Source organism: Brevundimonas sp. NPDC058933 (assembly GCF_049315965.1).
In the GTDB taxonomy this organism is placed as follows: domain Bacteria; phylum Pseudomonadota; class Alphaproteobacteria; order Caulobacterales; family Caulobacteraceae; genus Brevundimonas.
In genome coordinates this window covers 830,552-856,522 of record NZ_JBMOSL010000001.1, presented here as the reverse complement: position 1 = coordinate 856,522, position 25,971 = coordinate 830,552, and the positions used below count along the sequence as shown (strand labels likewise).

25 protein-coding genes are annotated in these 25,971 nt (G+C 65.2%); 11 read left to right on the top strand and 14 right to left on the bottom strand.

The window, feature by feature from the left end; all coding sequences use genetic code 11:
- Window positions 1–100: 100 nt before the first annotated feature.
- On the top strand, window positions 101–466 hold the full coding sequence (locus ACOZBP_RS04155; RefSeq protein WP_422675180.1) for a DUF1622 domain-containing protein: 366 nt from the start codon (window positions 101–103) through the stop codon (window positions 464–466).
- Between the two features lie 95 nt (window positions 467–561).
- On the opposite strand, the gene ACOZBP_RS04150 is transcribed toward ACOZBP_RS04155, so the two are convergent.
- From ACOZBP_RS04150 to ACOZBP_RS04140, 3 genes are all read right to left on the bottom strand, one after another.
- Window positions 562–1,518, bottom strand: a complete 957-nt coding sequence (locus tag ACOZBP_RS04150; protein WP_422675179.1) for a formylglycine-generating enzyme family protein — start codon at window positions 1,516–1,518, stop codon at window positions 562–564.
- Window positions 1,515–1,982 (bottom strand): DUF202 domain-containing protein, encoded by a 468-nt coding sequence (locus ACOZBP_RS04145; protein WP_422675178.1) that lies wholly within the window; start codon window positions 1,980–1,982, stop codon window positions 1,515–1,517. The genes ACOZBP_RS04150 and ACOZBP_RS04145 overlap by 4 nt, the downstream gene beginning before the upstream one ends.
- 108 nt (window positions 1,983–2,090) lie before the next feature.
- Window positions 2,091–2,909, bottom strand: a complete 819-nt coding sequence (locus tag ACOZBP_RS04140) for a hypothetical protein (protein ID WP_422675177.1) — start codon at window positions 2,907–2,909, stop codon at window positions 2,091–2,093.
- Window positions 2,910–3,214: 305 nt separating this feature from the next.
- On the opposite strand from ACOZBP_RS04140, the gene ACOZBP_RS04135 reads away from it, so the two are divergent.
- Window positions 3,215–5,527 carry a DUF3772 domain-containing protein gene (locus ACOZBP_RS04135; protein ID WP_422675176.1) on the top strand — a complete coding sequence of 771 codons (2,313 nt, stop codon included), beginning with the start codon at window positions 3,215–3,217 and terminating at the stop codon, window positions 5,525–5,527.
- A gap of 230 nt (window positions 5,528–5,757) precedes the next feature.
- Here ACOZBP_RS04135 and ACOZBP_RS04130 read toward each other — a convergent pair whose 3' ends face one another.
- Window positions 5,758–7,908: an ATP-binding protein gene (locus ACOZBP_RS04130; RefSeq protein WP_422675175.1), complete on the bottom strand. Its 2,151-nt coding sequence runs from the start codon at window positions 7,906–7,908 to the stop codon at window positions 5,758–5,760.
- A gap of 123 nt (window positions 7,909–8,031) precedes the next feature.
- Window positions 8,032–10,350 (bottom strand): arylsulfatase, encoded by a 2,319-nt coding sequence (locus tag ACOZBP_RS04125; protein WP_422675174.1) that lies wholly within the window; start codon window positions 10,348–10,350, stop codon window positions 8,032–8,034.
- 228 nt (window positions 10,351–10,578) lie between these two features.
- On the opposite strand from ACOZBP_RS04125, the gene ACOZBP_RS04120 reads away from it, so the two are divergent.
- Window positions 10,579–11,454, top strand: a complete 876-nt coding sequence (locus ACOZBP_RS04120) for a bile acid:sodium symporter family protein (RefSeq protein WP_422675173.1) — start codon at window positions 10,579–10,581, stop codon at window positions 11,452–11,454.
- Between the two features lie 38 nt (window positions 11,455–11,492).
- Here ACOZBP_RS04120 and ACOZBP_RS04115 read toward each other — a convergent pair whose 3' ends face one another.
- The 5 genes from ACOZBP_RS04115 to ACOZBP_RS04095 are packed head-to-tail and all read right to left on the bottom strand — an operon-like array spanning window position 11,493 to window position 14,657.
- Window positions 11,493–12,272: a hypothetical protein gene (locus ACOZBP_RS04115; RefSeq protein ID WP_422675172.1), complete on the bottom strand. Its 780-nt coding sequence runs from the start codon at window positions 12,270–12,272 to the stop codon at window positions 11,493–11,495.
- 19 nt (window positions 12,273–12,291) lie between these two features.
- Window positions 12,292–12,768, bottom strand: coding sequence for a DUF202 domain-containing protein (locus ACOZBP_RS04110; RefSeq protein ID WP_422675171.1), 477 nt, complete (start codon window positions 12,766–12,768; stop codon window positions 12,292–12,294).
- Between the two features lie 3 nt (window positions 12,769–12,771).
- Window positions 12,772–13,275, bottom strand: coding sequence for a hypothetical protein (locus tag ACOZBP_RS04105; protein WP_422675170.1), 504 nt, complete (start codon window positions 13,273–13,275; stop codon window positions 12,772–12,774).
- A complete protein-coding gene (locus ACOZBP_RS04100; protein WP_422675169.1) occupies window positions 13,272–14,048 on the bottom strand; it encodes a DUF2092 domain-containing protein in 777 nt (258 codons plus the stop codon). The genes ACOZBP_RS04105 and ACOZBP_RS04100 overlap by 4 nt, the downstream gene beginning before the upstream one ends.
- A gap of 9 nt (window positions 14,049–14,057) precedes the next feature.
- Window positions 14,058–14,657: a DUF4136 domain-containing protein gene (locus ACOZBP_RS04095; RefSeq protein ID WP_422675168.1), complete on the bottom strand. Its 600-nt coding sequence runs from the start codon at window positions 14,655–14,657 to the stop codon at window positions 14,058–14,060.
- Window positions 14,658–14,899: 242 nt separating this feature from the next.
- Here ACOZBP_RS04095 and ACOZBP_RS04090 point away from each other — a divergent pair, with 242 nt between their 5' ends.
- On the top strand, window positions 14,900–15,988 hold the full coding sequence (locus ACOZBP_RS04090) for a BamA/TamA family outer membrane protein (protein ID WP_422675167.1): 1,089 nt from the start codon (window positions 14,900–14,902) through the stop codon (window positions 15,986–15,988).
- Window positions 15,989–16,100: 112 nt separating this feature from the next.
- Window positions 16,101–16,763, top strand: a complete 663-nt coding sequence (locus ACOZBP_RS04085; protein WP_422675166.1) for a hypothetical protein — start codon at window positions 16,101–16,103, stop codon at window positions 16,761–16,763.
- A 13-nt stretch (window positions 16,764–16,776) separates the two neighbouring features.
- Here ACOZBP_RS04085 and ACOZBP_RS04080 read toward each other — a convergent pair whose 3' ends face one another.
- Window positions 16,777–17,412 (bottom strand): response regulator, encoded by a 636-nt coding sequence (locus ACOZBP_RS04080; protein ID WP_422675165.1) that lies wholly within the window; start codon window positions 17,410–17,412, stop codon window positions 16,777–16,779.
- A 134-nt stretch (window positions 17,413–17,546) separates the two neighbouring features.
- On the opposite strand from ACOZBP_RS04080, the gene ACOZBP_RS04075 reads away from it, so the two are divergent.
- The 3 genes from ACOZBP_RS04075 (at window position 17,547) to ACOZBP_RS04065 (ending at window position 20,170) form a co-directional block, all read left to right on the top strand.
- Complete coding sequence (locus ACOZBP_RS04075; protein ID WP_422675164.1) at window positions 17,547–18,062, top strand: hypothetical protein; 516 nt, start codon at window positions 17,547–17,549, stop codon at window positions 18,060–18,062.
- Between the two features lie 19 nt (window positions 18,063–18,081).
- Window positions 18,082–19,056, top strand: coding sequence for a histidine kinase (locus ACOZBP_RS04070; protein WP_422675163.1), 975 nt, complete (start codon window positions 18,082–18,084; stop codon window positions 19,054–19,056).
- 109 nt (window positions 19,057–19,165) lie between these two features.
- Window positions 19,166–20,170 carry a SphA family protein gene (locus tag ACOZBP_RS04065; protein ID WP_422675162.1) on the top strand — a complete coding sequence of 335 codons (1,005 nt, stop codon included), beginning with the start codon at window positions 19,166–19,168 and terminating at the stop codon, window positions 20,168–20,170.
- A gap of 22 nt (window positions 20,171–20,192) precedes the next feature.
- On the opposite strand, the gene ACOZBP_RS04060 is transcribed toward ACOZBP_RS04065, so the two are convergent.
- Genes ACOZBP_RS04060 through ACOZBP_RS04050 form a run of 3 tightly spaced genes read right to left on the bottom strand, consistent with a single transcriptional unit; the run spans window position 20,193 to window position 22,149 of the window.
- The gene (locus ACOZBP_RS04060; protein ID WP_422675161.1) at window positions 20,193–20,996 is read right to left on the bottom strand and encodes a DUF1295 domain-containing protein; all 804 of its coding nucleotides are present in this window, start codon (window positions 20,994–20,996) and stop codon (window positions 20,193–20,195) included.
- Complete coding sequence (locus ACOZBP_RS04055; RefSeq protein WP_422675160.1) at window positions 20,993–21,631, bottom strand: ChrR family anti-sigma-E factor; 639 nt, start codon at window positions 21,629–21,631, stop codon at window positions 20,993–20,995. Before ACOZBP_RS04055 ends, ACOZBP_RS04060 begins: the two co-directional genes overlap by 4 nt.
- Window positions 21,628–22,149 (bottom strand): sigma-70 family RNA polymerase sigma factor, encoded by a 522-nt coding sequence (locus ACOZBP_RS04050; RefSeq protein WP_422675159.1) that lies wholly within the window; start codon window positions 22,147–22,149, stop codon window positions 21,628–21,630. Before ACOZBP_RS04050 ends, ACOZBP_RS04055 begins: the two co-directional genes overlap by 4 nt.
- Before the next feature lie 221 nt (window positions 22,150–22,370).
- On the opposite strand from ACOZBP_RS04050, the gene ACOZBP_RS04045 reads away from it, so the two are divergent.
- Genes ACOZBP_RS04045 through ACOZBP_RS04035 form a run of 3 tightly spaced genes read left to right on the top strand, consistent with a single transcriptional unit; the run spans window position 22,371 to window position 25,964 of the window.
- Window positions 22,371–23,711, top strand: a complete 1,341-nt coding sequence (locus tag ACOZBP_RS04045; RefSeq protein WP_422675158.1) for an NAD(P)/FAD-dependent oxidoreductase — start codon at window positions 22,371–22,373, stop codon at window positions 23,709–23,711.
- The gene (locus ACOZBP_RS04040) at window positions 23,708–24,511 is read left to right on the top strand and encodes a DUF1365 domain-containing protein (RefSeq protein ID WP_422675157.1); all 804 of its coding nucleotides are present in this window, start codon (window positions 23,708–23,710) and stop codon (window positions 24,509–24,511) included. The genes ACOZBP_RS04045 and ACOZBP_RS04040 overlap by 4 nt, the downstream gene beginning before the upstream one ends.
- The gene (locus ACOZBP_RS04035) at window positions 24,501–25,964 is read left to right on the top strand and encodes a cryptochrome/photolyase family protein (protein ID WP_422675156.1); all 1,464 of its coding nucleotides are present in this window, start codon (window positions 24,501–24,503) and stop codon (window positions 25,962–25,964) included. The genes ACOZBP_RS04040 and ACOZBP_RS04035 overlap by 11 nt, the downstream gene beginning before the upstream one ends.
- The last annotated feature ends 7 nt before the right edge of the window (window positions 25,965–25,971 follow it).

The window sequence follows — 25,971 nt, the reverse complement described above, 5'->3', positions numbered from 1 at the left end:
CGCAGACCGGCTAAAGTTTAGGCCTGCATTCCGGGTTTCGCCCGATTTTTCCGTGGCCGGGCCGATGATCAAATAGCCTCTCACCTGTGAGGCGATCATCGTGGAAGAATTGCTGATAGCGCTGGCCGATCGCGTCGCACTGGCGGCTGAGATTGCTGCGGTGGTCTGTATCGCTGTGGGCATGGTCGAGACCGTCGTGCGCTTGGTGGTCGTGGTCGGCGGGCGCAAGATGTCCTATCGAGATGCGCGGCGAGGCGTATGGACCGGCTTCGCAGCCTGGATCGTTCTTGCGCTGGAGTTTGCGCTGGCGGCGGACATCGCGCGCACCGCCATCGCGCCGACCTGGGACGACATCGGCCGCCTGGCCGCGATCGCCGTCATCCGCACCGTCCTGAACTACTTCCTGGAGAAGGACTTGAGCGAGTTCGGTCCGGGCGAAGTCGAGAAGGAAGAGCGGGCCGGCTAGCGTCGGCCCCTGGCGTCGACCTGGCGAATGGAGCGGCTGGAAACATCCCGCCAGAGGCTGGAGCTGGCCTCCGCCGCCGCTCCCCTGTCGTAGATCTATGCCGCGTCTCGCACCACGCAACGGAAGCCGACGTGCGACGTCGAGGTGTCGGTCGGCTGGGCGTGGCGGGCGGCCGGGCGATAGCGTTTGCAATAGGAGGGCGCACACAGATGCGACCCGCCCTTGAGCACCTTTCGGGAAATCGCGCCGCCGGGATCAAGGCTGGTGGCTTCGTCGCCGCCTCGGGGATTGCGAGGCGCGCAGCAACTTTTCACGACCGCATCCGGGGCCATGGTCGACCACCAGTCCGCCGTCCACTCCCACGTGTTGCCGATCATGTCGTATAGGCCGTAGCCATTGGCCGGAAACGCTCCGACCGGCGTCGTCAGCGTGCGACCGCCGGGTTTCAGGTTTTCCCAGGGAAAGCGTCCGAGCCAGGTGTTGGCCATCCTGCGGCCGTTCGGTTCCAGTTCGTCGCCCCAGGCGAACTCCGCGCCTTCCAGGCCGCCCCGTGCGGCGAATTCCCATTCCGCCTCGGTAGGCAGGGCCGCGCCGACCCACTTCGCATAGGCTTCGACGTCAGCCCAGGCCACGTGCACGACCGGATGGTCCCACAGCCCGTTGAGCGAACTGCCGGATCCTTGGGGCGAGCGCCATTGGGCGCCAGAAGTATATTGCCACCAGGCGCGAATGTCGTGCAGCGGCACCGGCCCTGGCGGGGGCGTGAACACCAGGGAGGACGGCGTCAACATCTCGGGCAGGGCGCCGGGGTAGTCGGCGGGATCGGGCGCGATCTCGGCCACGGTGACCCAACCCGTATCCTCGACAAAGGCCGCGAAATCACGGTTTGTCACGGCATGGGCGTCGATTTCGAACGGGTCGACCACCACGGGGCGCGCCGGCGCTTCTTCGGGGTAGCGTTCGTCGGCGCCCATCGTAAAGCGCCCGCCCGCCAGCCGCACGCGTTCCCGCGTGCGGGGGTCTCGGTCGCCGAGGCGGCGCAGGGAGGTCATAGTAGAATCCTGCCGATGATCATCATGGCTGTCAGTATGCCGACGACGAGTAGAAGGAAGGCGATGACAAAGGTCGGCGTGGCGCGATAGGTGATGGGATTGTGCAGCAGGTTCTTATGATAAAGGCTGTCGCGACGCTGGTTCAGATCCTTGCCGAAACGCATGTGGCTGAAGATGCCCATGACGAGCAGAAGGACGCCCAGAAGGATAAGCGCCAGTCCGATGTTCCTGGGCGCATGCCCGGCTTGCGGAAGAACGCCGCCCTCGCGCAACTGGTGGAACACCTCGTAGATCGTGAAGCCGAAGCTGATCAGGGAGAGGGAGGTTCGAACGATCGACATCAGCGTCCGATCGGCGCTCATACGGGTGCGCTCGAAGGACAGACTGGTGCGGTTGGCTGATAATTCGACGGAAGGACTCTGCTTGATCAGGTCGCCCGGGCTGGAATCGTCTTGGGCCATCATCGGTCCTCGGCGCTGTTGGAATGGGGTCAGGCAAACACAGACTTCCTGAGAAGAACATCAGGTGAGACCCTGAGATCGCGCCGGGCCCTGGCGCCTCGCAGCCATGGGTCAGTTCCTGTAGCGATCATAGACAACCGGCGGCAGGGACCGCAGCTGTTCGCGAAACTGCTCTAGCGGACGTTGGGACTCTCGCACGCCGCCGCGCCCCGGCCTGTCGATGTCCACGATCAGAAGATAGGAGACCGCCAGCAGCATCAGGGCGAAAATCGCGGCGATACGGCCGCGAACGCCGGTCAGGACGTAGCCGAGAACAGCCGAGGTCGCGATCATGTAGATGACCAGAATGGCGAAGACCCCAGTGGGCACGCGGGCGGCGCGCGCCGCCTTGCGAGCGGAATCGAGGTCGATAAGGCTGTTGATGGAGTCCAGGTAGGCGATCGAGAAGTCGGTGCCCTCGATCGCGACGAAGGCCGCCGATGTCGCAGCCCACAGGTCGGTGAGCATGGCGTCGTTCTGTCTTTGCAGCTCCTGGCTGCGCCCGGGGGGCGCCGCAGCCAGCACCAGTCGATTGTCCGTATAGTCGACCAGGATTTTGCTGATCCGCTCGCGGTGCGGCGAGCTCAGGAGCTGGGTGCGGAGGTAGGCGGTTCCGATGGCGTTGGCTTCGTCCAGCACCAGGACCCGTCGCGTTTCGAAGCGGTCCACGGCAAGTGAAAATGAAAAACCCATCAGGAGCGCCAGCAGTCCGAGAACCGCTGAAACCAGATAGCCTTCCGCCCCGTCTGCGGCGTCCGCCGATCCCAGCTTTCGATCCTGCCATGACCGGATCAGGGCGCCGCAGACTGCGGCGCAGGCCATGGCTGCAATAACCATGGCGCCGACAACAAGAATCGGAAGTTCGGAAATTCCAAGATCGAAAGACGTCATCGCGCGCTCTGCTGTTAAGGCGGCTGGAAGATGGGCAAGAGTGACCTCCAGCCCGCCGGGAGGCTATCGGGTCAAACCCTCCCCGTTGGCGGCGACGTTTCGCAGGCTGATCGCCGTCGGTGGGAAGAAGTCGGGTCTGTGCTGCGTCCGGCGGCGGTGCGGCCAGCAGCGCGGCGGACGGGGTGGGCGCTGCGCCGCTCTCATTCACCTTGGCGAGGTTCAGCCCTACTGAATTTCCGGCCGATCCTTGTGCTGTCCAAGGAACCCGGCAATGTGGGGCATCCACGGTCGGGGCCTCGCAAACGATGAGATCAGATCAGCCTGCCCGCCGCCGTTCAGTCGCCGCGTTTCTGAGCCTGTTGTCCCTGTTGCTGTTCGCCGGCGCCACGCTTGCTCAGGATCATCCGGGAGCAGCGTCGCCGGCCGGCGTCTGGGATGTGAATGCCGCTCAGGCCCGAAACGCGCTGGAGGAGGCGCGTCGCGGTCGCGTTGATCTGCCGACCTTGCGACAGGTGCGCGCCGCTCTGGTCAGTGATCGCGAAGAAAGCCTGGCCTATGTGAACGAGGGCAATCTGGACGCCCGCATTCTGGAGGCCCAGGTGAAAGCCCTGGGCCAGCCTGATGACGGCGATGAGGGCGGGGACAGTCGACGCTCGACCCTGGTCGCCCGTCTTGAGGTGGCGAGCGCGCCGATCGCCGCTGCGCGCGACGCCAATGCCCGCGCTGGAGTCCTTATTCAGGAAATCGACAGGGTCATCGACCATGCGGGGCGAGCGCAGCTTCTCCGGCGGCAAACCTCGCCCTTGATGCCCGATTTGTGGCGGCGCGCGGCCCAGGAGACCGCCACGATCGCAGAAATGCTTCGCCAGGCGTCGCAGGCGCAGAGCCCGACGGGACGACAGGCTTTGATCCAGGCCATGCCCTTTGCCGTGGTGCTGGGCGGCATGGCTCTGGTTTTCGGTTTCGGCATGACGCGGTCTTGCCGGCGCTTTCTGCTGCGCCGAGTCGACCTGGCCAGGACGGATCGAGCGAGGCTGGCCTACGCGTTTGCGCAGGACCTTCTCGCCATAGTGCTGCCTGCGCTGGCCGTGATGAGCGCCGCCGCTGCGGTCACGCTGCTCGGCCGTTCCGCGCCCGCCTTCTTCAGTCTCGCTTCGGTGCTTCTGGCTTCGGGTCTGGTTGTGGTGTTCGCGCGTTGGCTGGGACATGCAATGTTCAAGCCCACGGTCGAGGCCGCAAGGATCATGGTCCTGGCGCCGGACGAGGCGACGCGCGCCGTGCGCTACACGCGTCGGCTGGGCCTGGTGCTCGGCGGGGATGTGGTGGTGGGCTATCTGCAGCGAAGCACGACCATCGGCGCCGCCATTGTCGAGGTGCTGTCGCTCTGCCTGGTGTGTGCAGGGGCGTACCAGCTATGGCGCCTGGCCGGAATCGTTCGCCGCCAGCAGAGGACGTCGCCGCCCGAAGACATGAATGCGCTCGGGCTTCAGCGTCCCGCAGCCTATATCCTGACGATGGCGGCGATCGCCGCGCCTTTGGCGGTGCTGACGGGCTATGTGGCCCTGGCGCGGGAGGTTCTGACCTCCAGCCTGTTGTCGGTGGCGGCGGTGGCCGCGGCCGTCTTCTGCTACCGCGCCGTGATGGCTGCGGTCGGGATGCTGGGCGCGCGTGATCGGGAAGACCATGGCGGACTCCACCTGTTGCCGCTGGTCTTCGGATTTGCTCTGGGCGTCCTCGTCGTCGCCTTCGTGGCCATTGTGTGGGGAATGCGCCCGGAACGCATTCTGGATCTGGTGATCCTGCTCAAGGACGGCATTCCGGTCGGCGATACCCGGATCTCGTTGTCCGGCGTCGTCACCTTCGCCATCGTCTTTTCGCTGGGCTTCATCGCCACGCACTGGTTCCAGCGTTTGAGCCAGCAGGCCATCCTGCCTCGGATCGGCATCGAAGCGGCCGCCAGATCCGCCGTGTCCACAGGCGTCGGCTACATTGGCCTGACCGTCTCTGCTCTGATCGCCGTCGTGGCGGCGGGGCTGGACCTTTCCAGTCTTGCGGTTGTGGCCGGCGCGCTTTCCGTGGGGATAGGCTTTGGACTTCAACCCATTGTCGCCAACTTCATCAGCGGCCTGATCCTGCTGATGGAGCGTCCGATCAGGGAGGGCGACTGGATCGAGGGCGACGGCTACTCCGGCCAGGTCAGGCGAATATCCATCCGCTCGACCTATATCGAGACCTGGGACCGCAACGAGGTCATTGTTCCCAACTCGGCCCTGGCGGGAGGCAGGGTCACGAACATGACGTTCGGCTCGGGCCTGACGCGCATCACGGCTGGGGTTCTGGTCGGACCAAACAGCAATTTTTCGCGCGTGCGGGAGATCTTGCGCGCGAGCGCCATCGCCCATCCGGACGTGGTCGGCGACCCCGCTCCCTATGTGGCGCTTGAGGCCATGTCGTCTGACGCCGTGACGCTGAACCTCTTCTTCTTTGTCAGGGACGCCCGTCTTGGGTCAGGGGTCAGATCCGACGTCCTGTTCGACGCCATCGAGCAACTCGCCGCTGAAGGCGTGCCCATGCCTTTCGCCGCATTCGCCCGAGGCCGTCCGCCCATCCAGGCCTGAGCCCTTCGCTGGCGGGCTTCAGGCCAGGGCCGAATGAGGCCCGGGTCGTCCACGGGTTCGGCGCAATCGGACTGAGGGTTTCGCCCCTATGAGTCACGAAGGGCGTTGGCGTGAAGCCCGGCAGCTTCACGGTCGACGACGCCCTCGCCAAGATGGCCACGGTCGGCGGCGGCTGGAGACGCCGTCATGCGCCGGGCGGATGTCCGATCCGTTCGGCGCGTGTCCCTTTTTCAGCAGCCTGGGAGGACTGTCTCGGTCTGCCGGACGCGCGCGTTGGCCAGCGCCTGGGACAGTTGCTCGATGGAGTAGGGCTTCTGAAGCAGTTCGAATCCCGGCGCGCCGCTTTGCGACAGCACATGGCTGTATCCGCTGGCCAACACCACGGGGGTTGCGGGGTATAGTCGCCGGATCTCGCGGCTCAGTTCGATTCCGTCCATGCCCGGCATGACCACGTCCGAAAACACGATGTGAAACCGGTGCGGGTCCTGCGCGAGAAGGTCGAGCGCCTCTTCGGCGTCGCGAGCCAGGACCGTGTCGAACCCCAGTTCGATCAGCGCCTGGGTGGCGAAGTCCCCCACGCGTTCATTGTCCTCGACTACCAGAACGCATACGCCCTTGCCGTTGACGGGCATCGGACTGGCTTGGTCGCGCGCCGTCGCTGCGGCCTCGGGATAGCTGCGGGGCAGATAGAGGGTGAAGGTGGCGCCTTCGCCGAGCACGCTCTCGACCCGGATTTCTCCCTGAGACTGCTTGGCGAAGCCTATGACCTGGGAAAGGCCCAGGCCGGTGCCAACGCCGACAGCCTTGGTCGTGAAGAAGGGTTCGAAGATACGGTCGATGTCCTGCTGGGCGATGCCGTGCCCTGTGTCGGAAACGGCTATGGCGATGAAGTCGCCCGCGACTGGCGGATGACCGCGATGGGCCGGGATGCCCGACACGGGGCCGGCCGAAATGACGATGCGCCCATCGCCGTTCATGGCGTCACGCGCGTTGACCACCAGATTGACCACAGCCGTGTCGAACTGGCTGGGATCCGCCATGACGAAGCAGGGCTCTTCCGGGACGCTGACCAGAAGCACGACTTCCGAACCCGCCAGTGTCTCGATCATGCTGGTCACGCCCTCAAGGCTGGCGCCGAGATCGAAGGCCTCGGGACTCAGGGTCTGACGACGTGCAAAGGCCAGGAGTTGACGGGTCAGGACGGTGGCGCGGCCCGCGGTCTCGCTGATGGCGTCGATAAATCGCTTGCGCCTTTCTTCCGTCAGATCGGGCTTGCGCAGAAGCTCCGCAGAGCCGGTGATGACCGTCAGCAGGTTGTTGAAGTCATGCGCCACCCCGCCGGTCAGCTGACCAATAGCCTCCATCTTTCGGGCTTGCAGAAGCGCCTCTTCGGCATTGGCGCGCTCGGCCAGCGCCGTTTCGATCCGCATGTCGAGCGTCGCGTTGAGTTCCTTCAGCGCGAGTTCAGCCCTGCGGCGATCGGTGACGTCGTTGAACAGGATGGCGACTCGGCGAGCCTCGGGCGGGCCCACTCGGAACGCCTGGACGTCGTACCAGCGCTGCCCCAGCGCTGCCGCCGGGCTTTCGAACCGAATGCTTTCACCGGTCGTGGCGACCTTGCCGTAGAGGTCGAACCAGTGCTGTTCGTGATCCGGCGCCAGGTCGCGCATCCATCTTCCCGCAGCCTCCGCCAGGCCGGTCTGGGACGTGAAGGCTGGATTGACCTCGATGAAACGATAGTCGCGGGCAAGGCCGTCTGCGGTGAAAGCCACCTCTATGATGCAGAAGCCGGTCTCGAGCGAGTTGAACAGGGACTTGTAGCGTTCCTCGCTTTCGCGCAGGGCGCCCGCCGCCGTTTCGATCTCGATACGACGCTCGCCCTGTTCCCGGACCGCCTTTCGCAGTTCGAGCTGGGTCATCACCTGCCGCGCGAGAACCTCCAGCGCCAGGCGTTGCCGCGTCGTGATCGGACCCGGACGCGCCACGGTGTCAAGGACGCAGACTGTCCCCAGTGGCAGGCCGTCGGGCGTCAACAATCGCGCGCCGGCGTAGAAGCGCAGGCCGCCTTCCACGGTCACCAGAGGATTGTTGATGAACCGGGCGTCGAGCCTGGTGTCGGGCACGACCATCAGATCGTCCTCGAGGATGGCGTGACGGCAGATCGAGACTTCCAGCGGCAGTTCGCGGGTCCCGATTCCCACCTCGGCCTTGAACCATTGGCGACCGTCGGCGATCAGGTTCACAACCCCGATCGGCGCATCGAAAATCGCGGCGGCGAGATTGGCGATGTCGTCGAACTCAGGCTCGGTCGGCGTGTCGAGGATGTCATACGCCGTCAGGGCCGCCAGGCGGTCGCCTTCATCCCATGCTTTGAAGATCAATGTCGCAAGCCATGCCCGGAGGGTGGGAAGACCTCCTCTAGCACCGACTGCGGCTCAGGACACCTACTCTTCGCCGGGCCGGACGATCGGCGGGGTCAGGAAGGGGAGGCGTTGGCAAGCCCGCTAATCCCGCGCCATCGCCGCCTGAAGCCTCCGCTCCAGGTCCAGATAGACGTCGTCGGCGATGTCGTAGATGACCTTGAGCACCCGGCCGCCTGTGAACGGGAATGGGGATTTGTATTCGCTGCTGACGGCGTCTCCGCCGTCATAACCTATGCATAGGCCCTCGCCGCAGAGGGTGTAACGACCTGTCTGGGTGCGGCAGGGCGCCTGGGCGACGACATGGTCGTCGATGTAGAGCGTCACCTGACCAAAAGCCTCGCCCAGGTGGCTGACGCGTTCCTTGATGAACGCCACCCCGACGACGTGCCGGCCTGCCTGAGGGGCGTCGCACGCCAGGCGTTGTTCGGGCGGAATTCCGAGGAAGTTGTAGACGAAGAAGAGCTGTCCGCCCTTCAAGAACAGCGAATAGCCGCCGAAACGTGAGCCCTGCGCCACGATCACGCCCTGGCTGTCGCCCGTGAACTCCACCTCGGCCAGAATCTTGAACGAAACGCCGAGCGTGCGCGCCGCCGCCGCCTCCGGGACCGCCGTCGTGCCGGGGTAGTAGACGTAGCTGTCGCGTCTGGGGGCGTGATATTCGGCCTCGTGCATGGCGCGCACGCCCAGGTCGATCAGGGGCAGGACGTTGTTCTTCTTCGCTTCTGACAGCCAGAGTTCTTTAAGCTCCCTAAGCTTCTCGGGATGTTCGGCGGCCAGATCATGAGCCTCGGCTCGGTCGATCGCGGTATTGAACAACTGCCAGACGTCCTGGTCGAAGTGGCCCTGGTCGGAGGGCAGGGGGGCGTGCACGGCCGCCGCCTTCCACCCGTTCGACCAGATGCCCCTTGTGCCGCACATCTCGTAGTACTGGGTCTGCTTCCTCGTCGGCGCCTGGGCGTCGTCAAAGCTGTAGACCATGGAGACGCCTGCCAGCGGCGCCTGCTTCACCCCGTCGAGCGTCTCGGGCATGGGCACGCCGCAGGCCTCGAGGATCGTCGGCACGATGTCGGTGCAGTGGTGGTACTGGTCACGCACCTCGCCCCTGGCCCTGATGCCCTTTGGCCAGTGGATCACCAGCGGATCGCAGGTGCCGCCGGCGAAGGAGGCGTAGCGCTTGAACATCTTGTAGGGGGTGGAGAAGGCCACCGCCCAGCCCGTCGGATAGTGGTTGTAGGTGTCAGGCCCGCCCAGCTTCTCGAGCATGGCGAGGTTGCGCTTCACGTCGTCGGGGAAGCCGTTGAAGAACAGGTTTTCATTCACCGACCCGCTGGGGCTGCCTTCGCCGGAGGCGCCGTTGTCGGCGCAATAGAAGATGAGCGTGTTGTCGAGTTGCCCTGACTCTTCCAGATATTCGATCAATCGGCCGATCTGGACGTCCGTGTATTCGGACAGGGCGGCGTAGACCTCCGCCATGCGGCAGAACAGCTGCTTCTCGTCGTCTGACAGGCTGTCCCAGGGACGGACCATGTCCCCCTCTGCCGCCATGTCCTCGGGAATCGGGTTGATGGGGGTCAGTTCGGTGTCGGCGGGCAGGATGCCCCGCTCGATCATCCGCTTCAGCACCCATTCGCGATAGGCCTCATAGCCGTCGTCGAACACGCCCTTGTACTTGTCGATGTAGTCCTGCGGCGCGTGATGCGGGGCGTGGTTCGCGCCTGGGCAGTACCAGAGGTACCAGGGCTTGTCCGGGTCCACCTGCTTGCTTTCGCGGATGAAGCTGATGGCCTTGTCGGCGATGTCCTTCGAGAAATGATAGCCTTCTTCAGGCTGCGCCGGCTGATTGACGAAGTGGTTGTCCTCGATCAGTTCCGGGTACCACTGGTTCGTCTCGCCGCCGATGAAGCCGTAGAAGCGGTCGTAGCCCAGGCCAAGCGGCCACTTCTTCTTCGACGCGCTCATGCCGAAGGCGTCGACAGGCACGTTGTGGTTCTTGCCGATCCAGAAGGTGCTCCATCCCGCATCCCGCAGAATGCTGGCGATGGTGCCGTTCTCCAGCGGAATGTGGCCGTTGTATCCGGGAAAGCCCGTCGCCGCCTCGGAGATGGCGCCGAAGCCGTTGGCGTGGTGGTTGCGGCCGGTCAGAAAGCAGGAACGGGTCGGAGAGCACACCGCCGTCGTATGCCACTGGCTGTAGGTCAGACCGTTCTTCGCCATCCTGTCCAGGGTAGGCATGTTGATCCGACCGCCATAGGGCGACCACGCGGCCTGTCCCGTGTCATCGTACAGGATGACAAGAACATTGGGCGCATCCTTGGGCGCGCGGGCATCCAGAAAGGCGCTCCAGTCGGCCTTGGAGTCACGAACATCAAGCGTGATCGACCCCTGGAACGGACGAGGCATGGCGGATCTCCCTTCCCCTCAAGGGTCGCGCCGCGCCTGCCCGGACAACATCAGGGTAAACCCCCAAGGACCCGTCGCAACTGCCTCAGACGCCCCGGAGGGGAGTTGTAGGGCGGGCGCGGGCGCCGGGCGCAGACCTGCCCGTCTCAGGGTTCGTCCGGATTGCTGTGACCGTCATTGAAGGACCAAATCCACGGGCGGCGCTGAAGCTGCGGAGGGAGACCCGAAATGGAGTTCATCAAGCAACTCGTGCCGCTGCTCCTCACCGGCAGTCTGGCCGGTCTCGTTCTGGCCGTGGGGTTGAATACCGAGCGGGGCGACCTGCTCTATGTTTTCAAGAGGCCCGGACTTCTGGGACGAGCTGTCCTGGCGGTGATGGTGATCCCGCCGATCATCGCCGGCATACTGGTCTGGATTCTGCCGGTTTCACCTCCCGTGAAGGCCGGCATCATGCTGATGGCCGTTGCCCCTGTGCCGCCCCTTGTCCCGGGCAAGGAGCTGGGGATTGGAGGGCGCAAGGCCTACGCCTATGGCGTCTATGTCGCCATGGCCTTGCTCACGATCATTTCCGTGCCCCTGGTGTTCAATGTGGCTGCGCACGTGTTTGGCCGGGACGACACCGTCCAGGTCGTCACCATCCTGGCCACGGTGTTCACGGGCGTGATTATTCCCCTGGCCATCGGCCTGTTGGTGCGGCGCCTGGCGCCCGCTTTGGCGGCGCGGATCTGGCGTTGGGTCTATCGGCTCAGCATGCTTCTGGTCGTGGTCGCCTTTGTTCCCATACTCGCGAAGGTCTGGGGCCCCATGATGACCCTGGTCGGAAACGGCGCCCTGGCAGGCATGGCTCTCGTCGCCCTCATCTGCCTGGCGGGCGGACATATCCTCGGCGGGCCTGACAGGATTGATCGGGCCACCCTGGCGACGGCGGCTTCCGTTCGCCATCCCGGGATCGCCATGGCTCTGGCGAGCGCGAACATGACGGATCCGCGGGTGACGGCGGCGGTGCTGCTCTTCATGCTGGTCGGGCTGGTCGTCACCCTGCCCTATACGATGTGGGTCAAGCGGACGACGCGAGCCGAGGCGGCGGCCGCAGGACAGGTCTGAGTTCCCGACGCGGCGCCCGCGAACAGCGCCGCGTCATCCTATTTTGGGAACAGGAAGGTCGCTATGGCCCGCAGGCCCCAGTCCGGCGAGTCGCCCTCATCGACGAGGTAGATGCGCGCCCCGACGCCAAGCGACACGCGTTGACCCCCGAAGTTGTAGAGGTGCGAGACCGTGAAGTTCGCCGGCACGCTCCAGGTCTTGTGGGTCCAGTCGTAGGAGGCTTCGAGGTTGGCCCCCAAGGTCGTCGCATCGCGCGTGGTGTAGCTGTAGAAGGGCTGGATAAAGGTCTGGCTGACGTCGTCCCGTTCATCCGTCCCCGCGTAGGACCAGAGATGGTTCGCCAGAAGGCCGAACGTGGACGAACCCTTCTGTTGCAGCACCAGTCCCGTAGGACCCGCGGCCCACTTGCGGGTTCCGAGTTCGTCCGTCCCGACCGGCCAGAGAAAGACCGGACCCACCGCCCAGGTCAGCCCTCCGCTGCTCTTGGGAGAAAAGAAGAAGCTCTGGGTGATGTCCGAAAGGCCGTAGGCGGAGTCCAGGCCGGGGGCGGACGGTTCCTGATAGACGACCGGCACGATGGTGCGGACAATCAGGTTCCAGTCGTCCTTCAGCGGGATGGGCACGACAGGCTGAAAGTTGACGGTCATGCGTTCGCCGTCGGCGGGACCGTAGCAGCAGTCGTAGTTCCACTGGATCGGCACGCTGATCATGCTCGCCACCGGATTGGACAGCTTCTGCGCCAGTTCCGCGTCGCCCTCCTGGGCCCAGGCCGCAGCAGGCGCGAGAAGCGCTAGGGTTGTGAGGGCGGCGATACGCATGATGGCCTCCGGCGGTTCTTCAGGTCTGAATCTGGATCAGGACCGAGCTCAGCGCGGCCAGACCAATCAGCAGCAACAGGATTGCAGCCACCAGACTCGGCGTGGCCGAGTAGTGCAGGGCGTGATGCAGCAGCCCCCGGTTGACGATGTGCTCGCGCCGGAGCGTCAGGTTGTGCAAGAATCTGACATGGCCCAGGATGCCGATTACGAGCATGCCCACGCCGAGAGCGAGCAGAGACGCTCCGACGCGACGGCCCGTCAGGTCGTCTGCCGGGAGCGCTCCGCTTTCGCCGAGATGGCGAAAACTCTCGTGGATCGTGAAACCAAACCCGATCATTGACACCCCGGCCCGCACGGCCGCCATCAGGGTCCGATCGGCGCTCATCAGCGTTCGTTCGAACGACAGACTGGTGCGGTTGGCGGACAGTTCGACCGACGGGTCGTCGTCGATCAGCCCTGTGCCGCCAGGGCCGCTGGAGGGGCCGCGCCGACGCATGTCCTAGCGTGGTTGATCGACGACGACGTAGACGACCGTGTCACCTTCGTAGCGAGGCTCGTAGTAGACCCCGCCGCAGTAGTAGTAGCTGCCGGCATAGGGCGAGCAGGCGGGGGGCAGGGAATAGATCATCGAGCCCACGACGGCGGACGTAACGGCCGCCGCGGTGCCGAACGCGACGCCGGCCGCGACGGGGTGGTAGTGGTCATCCCAGTCCCAGTCGTGGTCATGATCGACGTCGATGTCGATGTCGCGATCAATATTGCGGTTCACGTTGCGATTGACGTCGCGGTTGGTGTTGCGGTTTCGGTCGATGTCACGCGTGCCGCCGCCGTCCCGGCCAGGGGCGGGGCGGGCAGCGGCATGTCCGCCGGCGTTCGGGTGAGGGCGGTTGACGCTGGTTCGACCGGCGCCGCGCACCTGGGCCGCCGCCTCGAAGACGGGCACGGCCGAGAACAGAAGGACGCCGACGGCCGTGGCCGCGAAACTCGTTCTGGAGCGGATCATTGCGAAGCTCCCGCAGGTTTGTGGAAGGCGATGGAGGTGTCGGCGCTGGCCGGGCTGAAGGCGAAGGTGCTGGCGTCGAAGCGGGGATTTGTGTTCCACGACAGCCTGGCGCTGAACTCTGGCCGGGTCGGATCAGTCTTGTCGATGATGACGATCTTGAGGGGCAGGGGGCGATCGCCCTGCTGGATCCAGATTTGCCAGTCGATCTCCTCCTGACGGAAGGCGAACTGATCGGCCTGGACGCCGCCGACCATGGCGGGGCCGATGTATTCGGCGGACTGGAAGTCCTTGGGCAGCCGCGCCGGGTCGCCCCAGTGGAACAGATCCTCAAGCGGCAAGGCGATGCCGTACTGATCGTAGGCGGTGTCGAGTATCTGATGGATCGTGCCTGGCGCTTCCGCGCTGGCGTAGAAGCCTCGGCCTGGGGCGTAGACCGTGAAACGGCGACCGTCGAAATAGAACCGTCGTTGCTTTCGGTCGGTGCGGTTGTCGATGACGAAGGCGTCCGGTCGCCGCACCTTGTAGGTCGTGACGCCGTCCAGATCGATGCGCTGGTCATCGGCCATGACCAGGTCGAGGCTGCTTTCCGACGTCACCTCGAAGGTTTCGAGCGTGCCCATGTAGGCGCCCATGCGTTGCAGCGCCTGGACGGGGTCCGGGGCCGTGGCCGTCGCCGCCGCGGCGGCCTGCGGCGGAGCCTCATGGCTCGAAGCCGCAACGGGCGCTACGGCCATGGCCGCGGCGAAGACGAGGGTGGTGCTGAGGGTGTGCATGTAGACCTCCTATCCGCCCACGCCGGGCAGGGACTTGACCATGTCGGCCGCGACGGCGTTGAGGCGCGCCTGATCGGCGTCCCCGCTGTCCACGCGCCGTTGCGAGGTGGCGCGCCAGGCCAGTTGACCCGAGGCGCGATCGACCAGATCCAGGATCATCGTGCCTTCGGTGTAGTGGATGGTGTCCACGTTCAGAGCTGGCGGACCGTAGAGGCCCCAGCCGCTGACGCAGCCGCGGAAGCCGCAGGCGACGGGCGGCGCGCCCATGCCCGTGCTCTGGATATCCGAACGGGCCTCAAGCCCGACGTGATAGGAGGCCAGCAGGGTCGCTTGCGCCGGATCGGACACGCGACGGAAGCCCTTGCCCGCCAGCGCCGAGTCCACCGCGCTTACAATACGCTGCTGAATGATGTCGTTGGCCACGCGAGGGTCGCTGGCGCGTTGGCTGGCGCTGGAAATGGGGGCCCAGGCATAGGTCGAGCCGGGGGCCACCGAAGTGGTGCTGGATTGCAGAACATCGACCTTTCCGGCCGGCGTTCCGCACGCCGCCGCGCCGAGCATGGACAGGACGGCCGTGGCCGTCGCGAGGTGTTTGAGCCTTAGTGACATTGCCGCAGCCTCCATAGCGATGCCGTATGTTCGACCTCGACGAAGCCGGGGGTAATCAGGTGAAGACCTGACGCTGCTGTGCGGGCGCCCTGAGACGCAGATCGTCATGGGGTCGAGTTTGGCTCGATCTGGGGTCGATGCCCGATGGATCGGTCGATGTCGAAGGGCGACGCTTCGAGCGTTTGCGGAGGTCTGCCATGTCGTGTCGAGGATCCGCTCAGGCAGCCTGGTTGGCGGCGGCGATGCTTGGCCTCTGGGCCAGCGAGGCGACGGCGCAATCCCCCGCGACCGAGTCGAAGGTCGAGGCTGCGCCGGGTGTCGATGCCGCCCGGTCTCACGACCATAGCCTGTTGATGATGCCTATCCCGATTTCAGATCCGGCGATCGGCAACGGATTGGCGATAGGTGCGGGCGTCCTTTACCACGCAGGTGGCTCGCAACGGCCCTGGGTGACGGGCGGCGGGGCCTTCTACACCGACAACGGCAGCAAGGGCGCCGCCGTGTTTCAGAAAGCCTTCCTGGCTCAGGACCGCTTTCGCCTTGCGGCCGGAGCCGGGGTGGGAAGCGTCAACGTGGATTTCTACGGCATCGGCCCGGCGGCCGGCGAACGCGGGGTCTCCATTCCGATCAACCAGAAGGCGGGTTTCGCAGGCGGGCAGGCGCTGATGCAGGTGGCGCCTCACCTGTATGCGGGACTGCAATACCGGTTCATCGACATGAAGACGACGATACAGGCGGAGTCTGCGCTGTTTCCCGACCTTGATATCCCGTCCGTAGAGTTGGACACCGTCTCTTCGGCTCTGGGCCTGGCGGGAGAATATGATACCCGGGACAATGAGTACCAGCCGACCCGGGGCGTCTACGTCACCGGCGCCTGGCTGGTCGCCGACGAGGCCTGGGGCAGCGATCGTGACTACAGCCGGGCCGAGCTGCGGATCAACGGCTACCGTCGCCTGAATGACAAGACGGTCCTGGCCTGGCGAGCCTCGGGCTGCTGGGCCGGCGACAGCGCGCCCTTCTACGACATCTGCAACTACGGCAGTCAGAGCGACCTGCGCGGCTATGTCTCCGGCCAGTATCGCGACCGCACGCTTGCGGCGGTCCAGGTCGAGCTGAGGCGCGCGCTTTTTGGCCGTTTCGGCGTGGTCGCCTTCGCCGGGGTCGGGGGGGTCGGTCAGAATTTCGGCGACATCACTGACGAGCTGTTGCCGTCCGCGGGCGTCGGGTTGCGATATGAAGCGTCGCGCAAATACGGCGTCAACGTCGGAATCGACTATGCGGTGGGCGAAGAATCCTCGGCCGTCTACTTCCGCATCGGCGAAGCCTTCTAGCGTGAGGACCGGGTCTCGCCGGTGTGATTCATCGTCCTATCGGCCCAATTTGCGACGCGGCTAGGGCCTCGGCCTGATGGATGGCGGCGGCGTCTTCTGCTGGGCTGTGTCCATGACCCAGGCTTCGCAGACTGCACACACTGATCGCCGCTCCCTTGTGGAGCGGCTTGGCGACAGCACAGAGGCGGCCAGCGCCATCATCCTGTCGATCGCTGCATTGATGACGGCCTGGTCAAGCTACCAGGCCTCGCTGTGGGACGGCGATCAGACCGTAGCCTATTCCCAGGCGGAGAGCATCCGCACCACGGCGTCTCGGTGGGAGGTTCAGGCGGGACAGGGTGAGGGGGCGGACATCCTGTTGTTCACCCAGTGGCTGGACGCCTACGCCTCTGGTCAGGGCGAGCTTGAAGCCTTTTATGAATCGCGGTTCCGTCCCGCCTATCGCGTGGCTCATGACGCCTGGCTCGCCCGACATCCTCTGCAGGACCCCACGGCTCCCAGAACGCCTTTCGAAATGCCGGACTATCGGCTTGCCGCCAAAGGCGAGGCGGAGGCGCTTGAACGCCAGGCTGACGCCCTTTTCGAACAGGGACAAAAGGCAAACCGGATTAGCGATGATTTTGTGCGCGCGACCGTAATCCTGGCGACCGCGATGTTTTCCGCCGGGATTGTCCAGGTCTTCAGGCGCAGACGCATTCGCCTGGCTATCGTGGTGCTGGCCGCCCTGCAATGCGCATGGGGCCTGTTCAGCGTGGTCGGCTTGCCGCCGAACTAGCGCGGGCCGGCGGTCAGGCCTCGATCAGGTGGTGCTTGATGGCGAAGCGGACAAACTCGGCCGCTGTTCGAACGCCCGCTTTTCGCATGGCGGCCGCCCGATGGCTTTCGACCGTCTTGATGCTGATATCCAGCTGACGCGCGATCTGCTTGTTGCTGCCGCCCTCGGCGATCAACTGGCCCACTTCCAGTTCTCTGAGCGTGAAGCTCTCCAGCCGCGATTTTTTGCGGTCGTGCAGCGCTGCATCGAGCAGCATCTCGGAGACCGCAGGCGAAAAATACGGCCGGTGAGCGCCCAGGGCGGAAATGGCCGCGAGAAGCTGACGCTCTCCCTCAGACTTGAGAATATAGCCGCGCGCGCCGGCCGCCAGCCCGCCGGAAATGGTTTCGTCGTCGTCGTGCATGGTGAAGAGCAGGACTTCGGTGGCGGGCAGCAGGGTCCGGACCTGCCGGGTGACGGAGACGCCGTTGAGACCGGGCAAGGAAACGTCGAGGACGATAACGTGAGGGCGCAACTCCTTGGCCAGCTCCAGCACCTGGTCGCCCTGGCTCGCTTCGGCGCAGACCTCCCAGCCGAGGTGGCTTTCCACCACATCGCGGACACCCCGACGAACGATCTCGTGATCGTCCGCGATCAGAACCCGCAGCATGGCAGCCCTCCTTTACGCGGTATCCGAGAAATGCACGAAAAGCACACGGTAGTATATCAGGTCTAACACTGATACGGTGACAGGCATTCGCTTACCCTTGTCAATGGTTAACGGCCGATCCGGTGGTGCGAGACATGTCCATTTTTCCAGTCGATTACGATAGACTTGATAGCAAGTTTGAGAAAAGCGGCTGGGGGAGCAAGCGGAACCCTTATGTCTTTAGTTATGGTCGCAGGGATGAGGGAATTGAGGTCAAAGATACGAGCTGGATCTCGTGTCTTCACTCCTGCATCGCGATGGTCGCGAATACGGCCGATGGCTACCGGTTCGATGTCGTCAGTTGCGGATTAATCGCAAAACTGGGTGTATCTGGACCCGAACTCTCGGGGCGTCTCGTATCCGAGGCGCTTCACGGAGCCTTCGCCCCTCTGGAGGCTCCTTTGGCCCAGGCCCTGTGGGGCGGGCAGTCTCAGGCCGTCGATCTGCGCGAAGGATTTCCAGGGTTTGCCCTGAGGGCCGAGGTGCGCAGCATGGGGCTGCACGGCCTGGCGATCGTCGAATTCACTCCGTTAGAGAAAGAGAGCGTCGATCTGGGCGAGGGCATCCTGGAGCACCTCAACCGGATCGGGCGGGAGCAGCTACGTCTATGATCGCAAGCCCTGGCTGGGCATGAACCTTTCGGTTCTGCTTGGTTCGGGCGACAACGGCGTGTTTCGCGTGCGGCCTGCGATCGTACGCAAGAGGGTTCATCCCGACGACCTGGTTTCGCTCAAGGCGCACCGCCGCGCCCTCTATGAGAAACCCCATGGGGCGATCCTGACCACCGTCGTGCGCATAAAGGACGACGACGGCGACTGGCGATGGATCCAGGCCCGGGAGCAGGTTTTGACACGGGACGCGCGAGGACGCGTGCTGAAGATCCGCGGCGTCGCGACCGACATAACGGACCACCGCCAGCTGGCTCTTTCTGTCCAGCGGAACGCGAGTGAAATCCTCAGGGCGCAGCAGGACGAGCGTCGTCGCATCGCACGCGAGATCCACGACTCCCTGGCCCAGCATCTGGTGTTGATCGATCTGACCATGTCGCGTCTGGAGCGCGAGGCTGAGCACCAGCTTCCGACCGGAGCCGTGCACGACATTCGCAACGCGGTCCGCGCCGCCCATGCCGAGGTGCGCGCCTTTTCCTACCTCTTGCACCCGCCGGAACTGGATCAACTTGGACTGCCGGGGGCGATCGCCGCTTTGGCAAGGGGCTTTGGCATCCGGACCGGGCTGGACATCAAGCTGGACATGGGCGTCCTTCCGGACCTGCCGCCGATCGCTCAACTGACATTGTTCCGCACCGCCCAGGAGGCGTTGATGAACGTGCATCGCCATGCCCGGGCGTGCACGGTCAACCTGTCGCTCAATACGGTTGACGGCGGCGTGCGTCTGGAAGTGGCTGATGACGGGGAGGGCGTTCAACTCGCAAGGCTGAAGGCGGCCGCCGCCGGCGTGGGTCTGGCCGGCATGCGCGCCCGTCTGATCGAAATCGGCGGGGCTCTGGAGCTCAGCGTGCCCGAGCGGGGCCTGCGGCTCAGGGCCTGGCTGCCGGTGGAACAGAAGTACTGCTCGCCTCCGACGGGGGCCGTCCCGCGCGCCTAGGGCGCGGGAGCTTCTTTTTCGCAGGACGCGGGAAGGCTCGCCTCGGGTTTTACCTGATTACGCTACGACTGACGGGCTGTTCAGATGGTCCCCTCGAAGGAGGTGTCTCATGATCGCTCGCTTTGAAAAAAGTCGCAGATATCGTCCGCTCCTAGCCCTGGGTCTGGCGGCGGGCGGCTTGCTGGGGCTGGCCCAGCCCGCCAGTGCGGACGAAGGCGGAGCCAGCGTCTATCTGTTGGGGTCAGGCGGCCCGGGAACCGCAATCATGCCGCCGGTGAAGGGCGTCTTCTTCTCCAACACCCTCTACTATTATTCCGGCGAGGCGGGCGGCGACAAACAGTTCCCGATCGGCGGCAGCGTCGTGGCCGACCTGAACGCCGCCATCACGGCCGACTTCGCCACGGTGCTCTGGGTGCCGTCCACCGATTTCGCAGGCGGAACCCTGGCCCTTGGCGCCACCCTGCCGGTGGGCGAGGTGGATATCGACGTCTCGGGCGTCATCTCCGGGCCTGCCGGCGGCGGCGTCGGGGTATCGAGAAACGACTCCGCCTTCGTCGTCGGCGACCCGCTCGTCACAGCGCTGCTCGGCTGGAGCAAGGGCAACTACCACCTGCAGGTCGGCGCCATGGTCAACCTGCCCATAGGCGACTATCGCAAGGATGAACTCGCCAATCTGGCCTTCCATCGCTGGGCGGCGGACACTTCGGTGGCGGCGACCTGGCATGATCCGGCCAGCGGCTGGGACGTCAGCGGCAAGGCCGGCGTCACGTTCAACGGCACGAACGAACACACGGACTACAACTCGGGCAATGATTTCCACGCCGAACTGGCGGTCGAGAAGGCCTTTTCCAAAGCCTTCTCTGCCGGCGTTCAGCTCTACCATTTCCGGCAGATCTCGGATGATTCCGGATCCGGCGCGAGGCTGGGCGCCTTCAAGGGCAAGGCGTCAGGCGTCGGCGTCACGGCGGCCTGGAACTTCCAGCTGGCGGAGCGACCCGCGACCTTGCGGCTTCGTGCCTTTACGGAGTTCGATGTGGAGAACCGCCTGGAAGGCGACTCCATCTTCCTCGATTTCTCGATTCCTCTGGTGATGAAGCTGCCGACCGCCCCTTAAATTGGTGCTCGCGACGGCCTGGCTAGCGGCGCGGCGGGCGGGGGAAGAAGGCGCTGGTGCGGGCGGCGTAGGCGGCAAAGGCCTCAGGACGCGACCGGCGCATATGGGCTTCCAGCAGGGGGACGCCGGAAACGCGCGTCAGCAGCCAGTAGATATAGGCTGGCCCGCTCAGCGCCAGCCAGCCCCAGGGCCAGGCGCCGCTGAGGTCGAGGGCGAACACCGGCCACGCGCACCAGCTCAGCCACTCGAAAAAGTAGTTGGGATGCCGCGACCAGGCCCACAGGCCTGCATCGCAGACGCGGCCGCGGTTGGCGGGATCGGCCTTGAAGGCGGCCAACTGACGATCGGCGACGGCCTCGCCGACAAGCGCGGACAGGAAGACGAGTGTCGCCATGCCGTCTTGCAGTCCCAGACCGGGCGTCGGGTTGCGAGCGGCCAGCAGGATACTGAGGGCCAGGAAGGCGGCGGCGCCGGCCTGCAGCATCAGAAAGCCGAACATTCGAACCTGAAACCGCTCGCCCCATTGCTGGCGCAGACGAGCATACCGGGCGTCTTCGCCTTCCTTTGCCGCGCGCGCGGCGATGTGCAGCCCCAGCCGAAGCCCCCAAAGACCGATCAGCGCCGCCGCCAGCCATTGGCGCGCAGACGGCGACGTATTGTCGATGGGAAACAGCGCGACCCCGACGCCCGCCGCGCCCAGGCCGAAGGACCAGAAGACATCGGCCCAGCCGCCCTGACCCGTGCGGTGCTGCACCAGCCAGGCTGCGCTCATGACGATCATCAGGAAGAGCGCCGCCGCCCCCCACAGCGGCAGAAGCGTGGTCACAGCCGCACAAAGGGCTGCATCAGCCGGCCCAACCAGCCGTCCAGCTGGATTTCACCGTCCAGGGCCACGACGCATAGGCACGGCTCCTCCGACACGACGCGCGGCTGATGAAGGGTATCGGGGTCCGCCTCTTCCAGATCCCCGACATCGAAGCGCTCGACCGCAGTGGCGTAGGCCCCCGACAGGACGCAGGTCAGTTCGACGCCGCAGTGGGTGTGGCGGGGCGTTTCACGGCCCGGTTCGATCTTCAGCAGGATGACGCGGCAATCGCCGTCACGCGGAGCGTGGACGTCTCGGGCTCGGATGCCGGGCCCGATCCAGCGCCAGGGGCCAAGTGCATAGCGCCGCAGCGGTTCTGGCAGTTCGGGCATGTCATTGAGCGGTGAGGGCGTCTTGGCTTCGCCGGCGTCCGTCTCGATCCGCGCCATGGCTCGCGCCAGGGCGTCGCTGGACATCCGGGACGGCGTCGTCTCCTCCAGGAAGTCGCCGCCGACGACCTGAAGACGGCGCACCCAGGCGTCGTTGGCCGGCCGCAGGGCCAGATGGGCGGCCACGACCACGGCCTCGGGCGGGCTGAGGGTTCCCGCGGCATAGGCCAGCAGGCGTTCTTCGGAGGGGTTGCGGCTCGCACTCATCGCGACGCCTCCTCTGACGGCTCGAGGAGCAGGCGGAGCTTGATCATGGCGTTGCGAATTCGGGATTTTACGGTTCCCAGCGGAAGGTCGAGCCGGCGGGCGATTTCGGAATGGGGACTATCGAAGAAGAAGGCGAGGCGCAGGACTTCGACCTGATCCGGCTTGAGGCGCGACAGGGCCTCGCGAACCCTTTCGGCGTCCTGCGCCATGGACAGGATGTCGTCGGGGCGCCGGACGTCCTCGCCGATCAGGTCGATCTCGGGCGTCGGCAGGGGACGGGCGTCGCGGCGCAGCATGTCGAGCCGTCGGTTGCGGGCTATGGTGAATATCCACGTGGCGGCGCGCGCCTTGCTGGCGTCGAACAGATCGGCCTTGCGCCAGACCGTCAGCATGGCGTCCTGGGCGAAATCCTCGGCCGCGCCGGGTGTCGCGCCAGACTTGATCAGCCAGGCTTTCAGCCGGGGCGCAAAATGATTGAACAATTCGGCGAAGGCTTCGCGGTCGCGGCGGAGAGCCACGGCTTCGATCAGCCGATCGTGCGCGAAAGCGTCATGCGAGGAGCCGTCCGCTGTCATGCGGCTCGAAACCCTTGCAGTAGGAGTGAATGATGAAGCCTCGGCATACATGGAGCCTAATACGCTTCGTGGAAATGTCTGGATCATTCGCAATCCGAAAACGGCAACGGTGCGTAATCTGATCAAGCCCGCCGCCATTTTGGCGGGCGCGTTTCGGAGCTTCCATGACCCATTCGTCCGCCCCTCGTTCCGGTCATTCCTTGAAGATCGCCGTCGTGGGTTCCGGCGTGGCGGCCCTGTCCTCCGCCTGGCTGCTGTCGCAGCGCCATCAGGTCACCCTCTATGAGAAGGCCGACCGACTGGGCGGCCACTCCAACACCGTCACTGCGGGCGTGGCGACGGGCGATGTCGCCGTCGATACGGGCTTCATCTGCTTCAACGACGCAACCTATCCGAATCTGATCGCCCTGTTCGCGCATCTGGGCATCGAGACCCGCGCCACCGACATGTCTTTCGCGGTTTCACTGGACGACGGTCGTTTCGAGTATGCCGCGCCGGGGCTGTTCGCCCAGAGGCGCAACGTCCTGCGTCCGCGTTTCTGGTCCATGCTCAGCGAGATACTGCGTTTTTATCGGGAAGCTCCCATCGACCTGGGCGGGCTCACCGATCCCGATCTGACGCTGGGCGACTACCTGAGGCGCGAGGGTTTCAGCGAAGCCTTCCGTGATGATCACCTGCTGCCGATGGCGGCGGCGATCTGGTCGTCTCCGGCGCATACGCTGATGGACTATCCGGCTGAGGCCTTCATCCGGTTCTGCGGCAATCACGGCCTGCTCAAGCTCGTCGGTCGTCCGCTGTGGAGAACCGTCGAGGGCGGCAGCCGTGTCTACGTCGAGCAACTGGCCCGGGCGATCGACGACGTAAGGTTGAACACCGGCGCGACAGCGGTGGTGCGCACGGACGAGGGCGTCACGGTGCATGACAGCCAGGGGGGCGTCGAGCGTTTCGACCATGTGGTCATCGGCGCCCATGCCGATCAGGCCCTGGCCATGTTGGCGGAGCCCACGCCGCGCGAGAAAGAGGTTCTGGGCGCCTTCCGCTACAGCCGAAACCTGACCGTGCTGCACACCGACGCCGGTCTGATGCCGCAGCGCCGCCGCGCCTGGGCCAGTTGGAACTATATCGGCGCGAACGACGGCCTTTGCGTCACCTATTGGATGAACAAGCTTCAGGGCCTGCCGGGGCAGGATCTGTTTGTCACCCTGAACCCGCCGCGCCCGCCCCGCCCGGACACCCTGCTGCGTAGCGAACTTTACGAACACCCCATCTTCAACCCTGCCGCCATTCAGGCGCAGAAGAAGCTGTGGAATCTGCAAGGGCAGGGCGGCGTCTGGTTCTGCGGCGCCCATTTCGGCGCGGGCTTTCATGAGGATGGCCTGCAATCGGGCCTCGCCGTGGCCGAGCAACTCGGCGGCGTGCGGCGCCCCTGGTCGGTCGAGAACGAAAGCGGTCGTATCCATCTGTCGCCAGCCGCGGCGGCGGGAGCCCTGGAGAATGCGGCGTGACCCAGGCCTCCGCCCTCTATCGTGGCGGCGTCATGCACCGTCGGCTGCGGCCCAAGGAGCACCGGCTGAATTATCGTGTCTTCTGGCTCATGCTGGATCTGGCCGAGATTGATGCGCTTGACCGAAGGCTTCACTTCTTCTCACGCAACCGCTTCAATCTGCTGTCCTTCCATGACCGGGACCACGGCGACGGCTCCGGGGCGGCCTTGCGCGAGCAGGTAGACGCCTGGCTGAAGCGGGCGGGCGTGATGATCGGCGACGGGCCTGTCCGTCTGGTGACCATGCCGCGCGTCCTGGGTTATGTCTTCAATCCGATCAGCCTCTATTACTGCCACCACGCCGATGGGCGGCTGGCGGCCATGATCTATGAGGTGACCAGCACGTTCGGCGTGCGTCACGCCTATGTCGTTCCGGTTCCCGAAGAGGATCAGGCGGCGGGTCTGATTCGTCAGGGCGCGGCCAAGGCCCTCTATGTCTCGCCCTTCATGGGGATGGAGATGGACTACGAATTTCTTGGCCATGCGCCGGATCAGCGTCTGGCCCTGACGATCAACGGCTTCGACGCAGAGGGCCTGCTGATTACGGCCGCCATGTCGGCCGAGAGGCGCCCGCTTCTGGATCGTGAGCTGTGGAGGGCGGCGATCGCCTTGCCGTTCATGACGCTGAAGGTCGTGGCCGCCATCCATTGGGAGGCCCTGATATTATGGCTCAAGGGTGTTCGTCTGACCCGTCAGCCGTCCCCGGCGTGGGAACCCGTGACCATTCAGCATCGCGCGCGGGAGAGCCGTCTTGGTCGATAAGGCCGCCTCTCCGGTCATCCTCTGGTTTCGCCGCGACCTGAGACTGGATGACAATCCCGCCCTGGGCGCTGCGGTCGCGACCGGGCGACCCGTTATTCCGCTCTATATCCTGGACGAGACGGGGGAGGGGCGCCGTCTCGGCGGCGCCTCCCGCTGGTGGCTGGACAAGTCCCTACGCGCGCTGGACCGAGATCTGCGAGGGCGCGGTGGGCGGTTGATCCTGCGACGGGGGCCGGCTGAAGCGGAGCTGCGCTATCTGATCGCGGAGACAGGGGCCGGTCAGGTCTTCATGAACCGTCTGTTCGAACCTGACGCCTTCGCCCGGGACGCCGACATTGCTCATGCCTTGAAGGGCGAGGGCGTAGAGTGTGTTGGCTTCAACGCGACCCTGCTCTGCCGGCCGGGCGCAGTGCTGAACGGATCAGGTCTTCCCTACAAGGTGTTCACGCCGTTTCATAAGGCCTTGCTGGCGACGGCCCGAGCGCCGCAGCCGACCGTAGCGCCGGCGTCGTTCATCGTCCCTCAAGACCTGGCCAGCGAGGAGATCGAGCACTGGAGCCTGCATCCGACCAGGCCCGACTGGTCGGCGGGTTTTGTCGGGGCCCCGGGCGAGGCGGGGGCAAAGGCGGCCTTGACCCACTTTGTCGAGAAGCGGCTGAACGCCTATGCGCTTGATCGCGATCGGCCGGACAGATCGGCGACCAGCCGCCTGTCGGCCCATCTGCACTGGGGCGAGATCAGCCCCTGGCGGGCGGTGAACACGGCGCGCGCAGCCGCAACCTCCGGCAGCGTCGCTTCGGCGGAAGCCGACAAGTTCGTCGCCGAGATCGGTTGGCGGGAATTCTCGGCTCATCTGCTCCACCATTTCCCCTATCTGCCCGAGCGAGCGTTCAAGGCTGAATATGACGCCATGCCGTGGCGTGATGATCCCGCAGCTCTGGCCGCGTGGAGGGCGGGACGGACCGGCTATCCTCTGGTGGACGCCGGCATGCGTCAGCTTTGGGCGACGGGGACCATGCACAACCGGGTGCGGATGGTGGTCGCTTCCTTCCTGATCAAGCACCTGTTGATCGACTGGCGTGAGGGCGAGGCCTGGTTCTGGGACACGTTGTCGGACGCCGACCTGGCCAGCAACGCGCAGAACTGGCAGTGGGTCGCGGGTTCCGGGGCGGACGCGTCGCCCTATTTCCGGATATTCAACCCCGTCGCTCAAGGCGAGAAGTTCGATCCTCAGGGACGGTACGTCCGACACTGGGTTCCAGAGATCGGGCGTCTGCCGGATCGTTGGATCCATGCGCCCTGGACGGCGCCGTCATCGGCGCTGGCTGATGCTGGAGTGCGACTGGGGCGGGACTATCCGCGACCCATTGTCGATCACGCCGAGGCGCGCGAACGGGCCTTGGGCGCCCTGAAGACCCTCAAAGCCGTTTCACGTCCTGAAGACGATGAATGACCTCTTC

What these genes read in the sequence shown, in the direction of transcription:
- ACOZBP_RS04080 (WP_422675165.1), bottom strand. Translation starts at nt 17,412, where the DNA reads ATGCTGCGGGTTCTGATCGCGGACGATCACGAGATCGTTCGTCGGGGT.
- ACOZBP_RS04095 (WP_422675168.1), bottom strand. Translation starts at nt 14,657, where the DNA reads ATGTCACTAAGGCTCAAACACCTCGCGACGGCCACGGCCGTCCTGTCC.
- ACOZBP_RS04065 (WP_422675162.1), top strand. Translation starts at nt 19,166, where the DNA reads ATGATCGCTCGCTTTGAAAAAAGTCGCAGATATCGTCCGCTCCTAGCC.
- ACOZBP_RS04150 (WP_422675179.1), bottom strand. Translation starts at nt 1,518, where the DNA reads ATGACCTCCCTGCGCCGCCTCGGCGACCGAGACCCCCGCACGCGGGAA.
- ACOZBP_RS04085 (WP_422675166.1), top strand. Translation starts at nt 16,101, where the DNA reads ATGACCCAGGCTTCGCAGACTGCACACACTGATCGCCGCTCCCTTGTG.
- ACOZBP_RS04140 (WP_422675177.1), bottom strand. Translation starts at nt 2,909, where the DNA reads ATGACGTCTTTCGATCTTGGAATTTCCGAACTTCCGATTCTTGTTGTC.
- ACOZBP_RS04145 (WP_422675178.1), bottom strand. Translation starts at nt 1,982, where the DNA reads ATGATGGCCCAAGACGATTCCAGCCCGGGCGACCTGATCAAGCAGAGT.
- ACOZBP_RS04125 (WP_422675174.1), bottom strand. Translation starts at nt 10,350, where the DNA reads ATGCCTCGTCCGTTCCAGGGGTCGATCACGCTTGATGTTCGTGACTCC.
- ACOZBP_RS04120 (WP_422675173.1), top strand. Translation starts at nt 10,579, where the DNA reads ATGGAGTTCATCAAGCAACTCGTGCCGCTGCTCCTCACCGGCAGTCTG.
- ACOZBP_RS04090 (WP_422675167.1), top strand. Translation starts at nt 14,900, where the DNA reads ATGCTTGGCCTCTGGGCCAGCGAGGCGACGGCGCAATCCCCCGCGACC.
- ACOZBP_RS04070 (WP_422675163.1), top strand. Translation starts at nt 18,082, where the DNA reads ATGAACCTTTCGGTTCTGCTTGGTTCGGGCGACAACGGCGTGTTTCGC.
- ACOZBP_RS04115 (WP_422675172.1), bottom strand. Translation starts at nt 12,272, where the DNA reads ATGCGTATCGCCGCCCTCACAACCCTAGCGCTTCTCGCGCCTGCTGCG.
- ACOZBP_RS04045 (WP_422675158.1), top strand. Translation starts at nt 22,371, where the DNA reads ATGACCCATTCGTCCGCCCCTCGTTCCGGTCATTCCTTGAAGATCGCC.
- ACOZBP_RS04110 (WP_422675171.1), bottom strand. Translation starts at nt 12,768, where the DNA reads ATGCGTCGGCGCGGCCCCTCCAGCGGCCCTGGCGGCACAGGGCTGATC.
- ACOZBP_RS04135 (WP_422675176.1), top strand. Translation starts at nt 3,215, where the DNA reads ATGAGATCAGATCAGCCTGCCCGCCGCCGTTCAGTCGCCGCGTTTCTG.
- ACOZBP_RS04100 (WP_422675169.1), bottom strand. Translation starts at nt 14,048, where the DNA reads ATGCACACCCTCAGCACCACCCTCGTCTTCGCCGCGGCCATGGCCGTA.
- ACOZBP_RS04075 (WP_422675164.1), top strand. Translation starts at nt 17,547, where the DNA reads ATGTCCATTTTTCCAGTCGATTACGATAGACTTGATAGCAAGTTTGAG.
- ACOZBP_RS04105 (WP_422675170.1), bottom strand. Translation starts at nt 13,275, where the DNA reads ATGATCCGCTCCAGAACGAGTTTCGCGGCCACGGCCGTCGGCGTCCTT.
- ACOZBP_RS04055 (WP_422675160.1), bottom strand. Translation starts at nt 21,631, where the DNA reads ATGAGTGCGAGCCGCAACCCCTCCGAAGAACGCCTGCTGGCCTATGCC.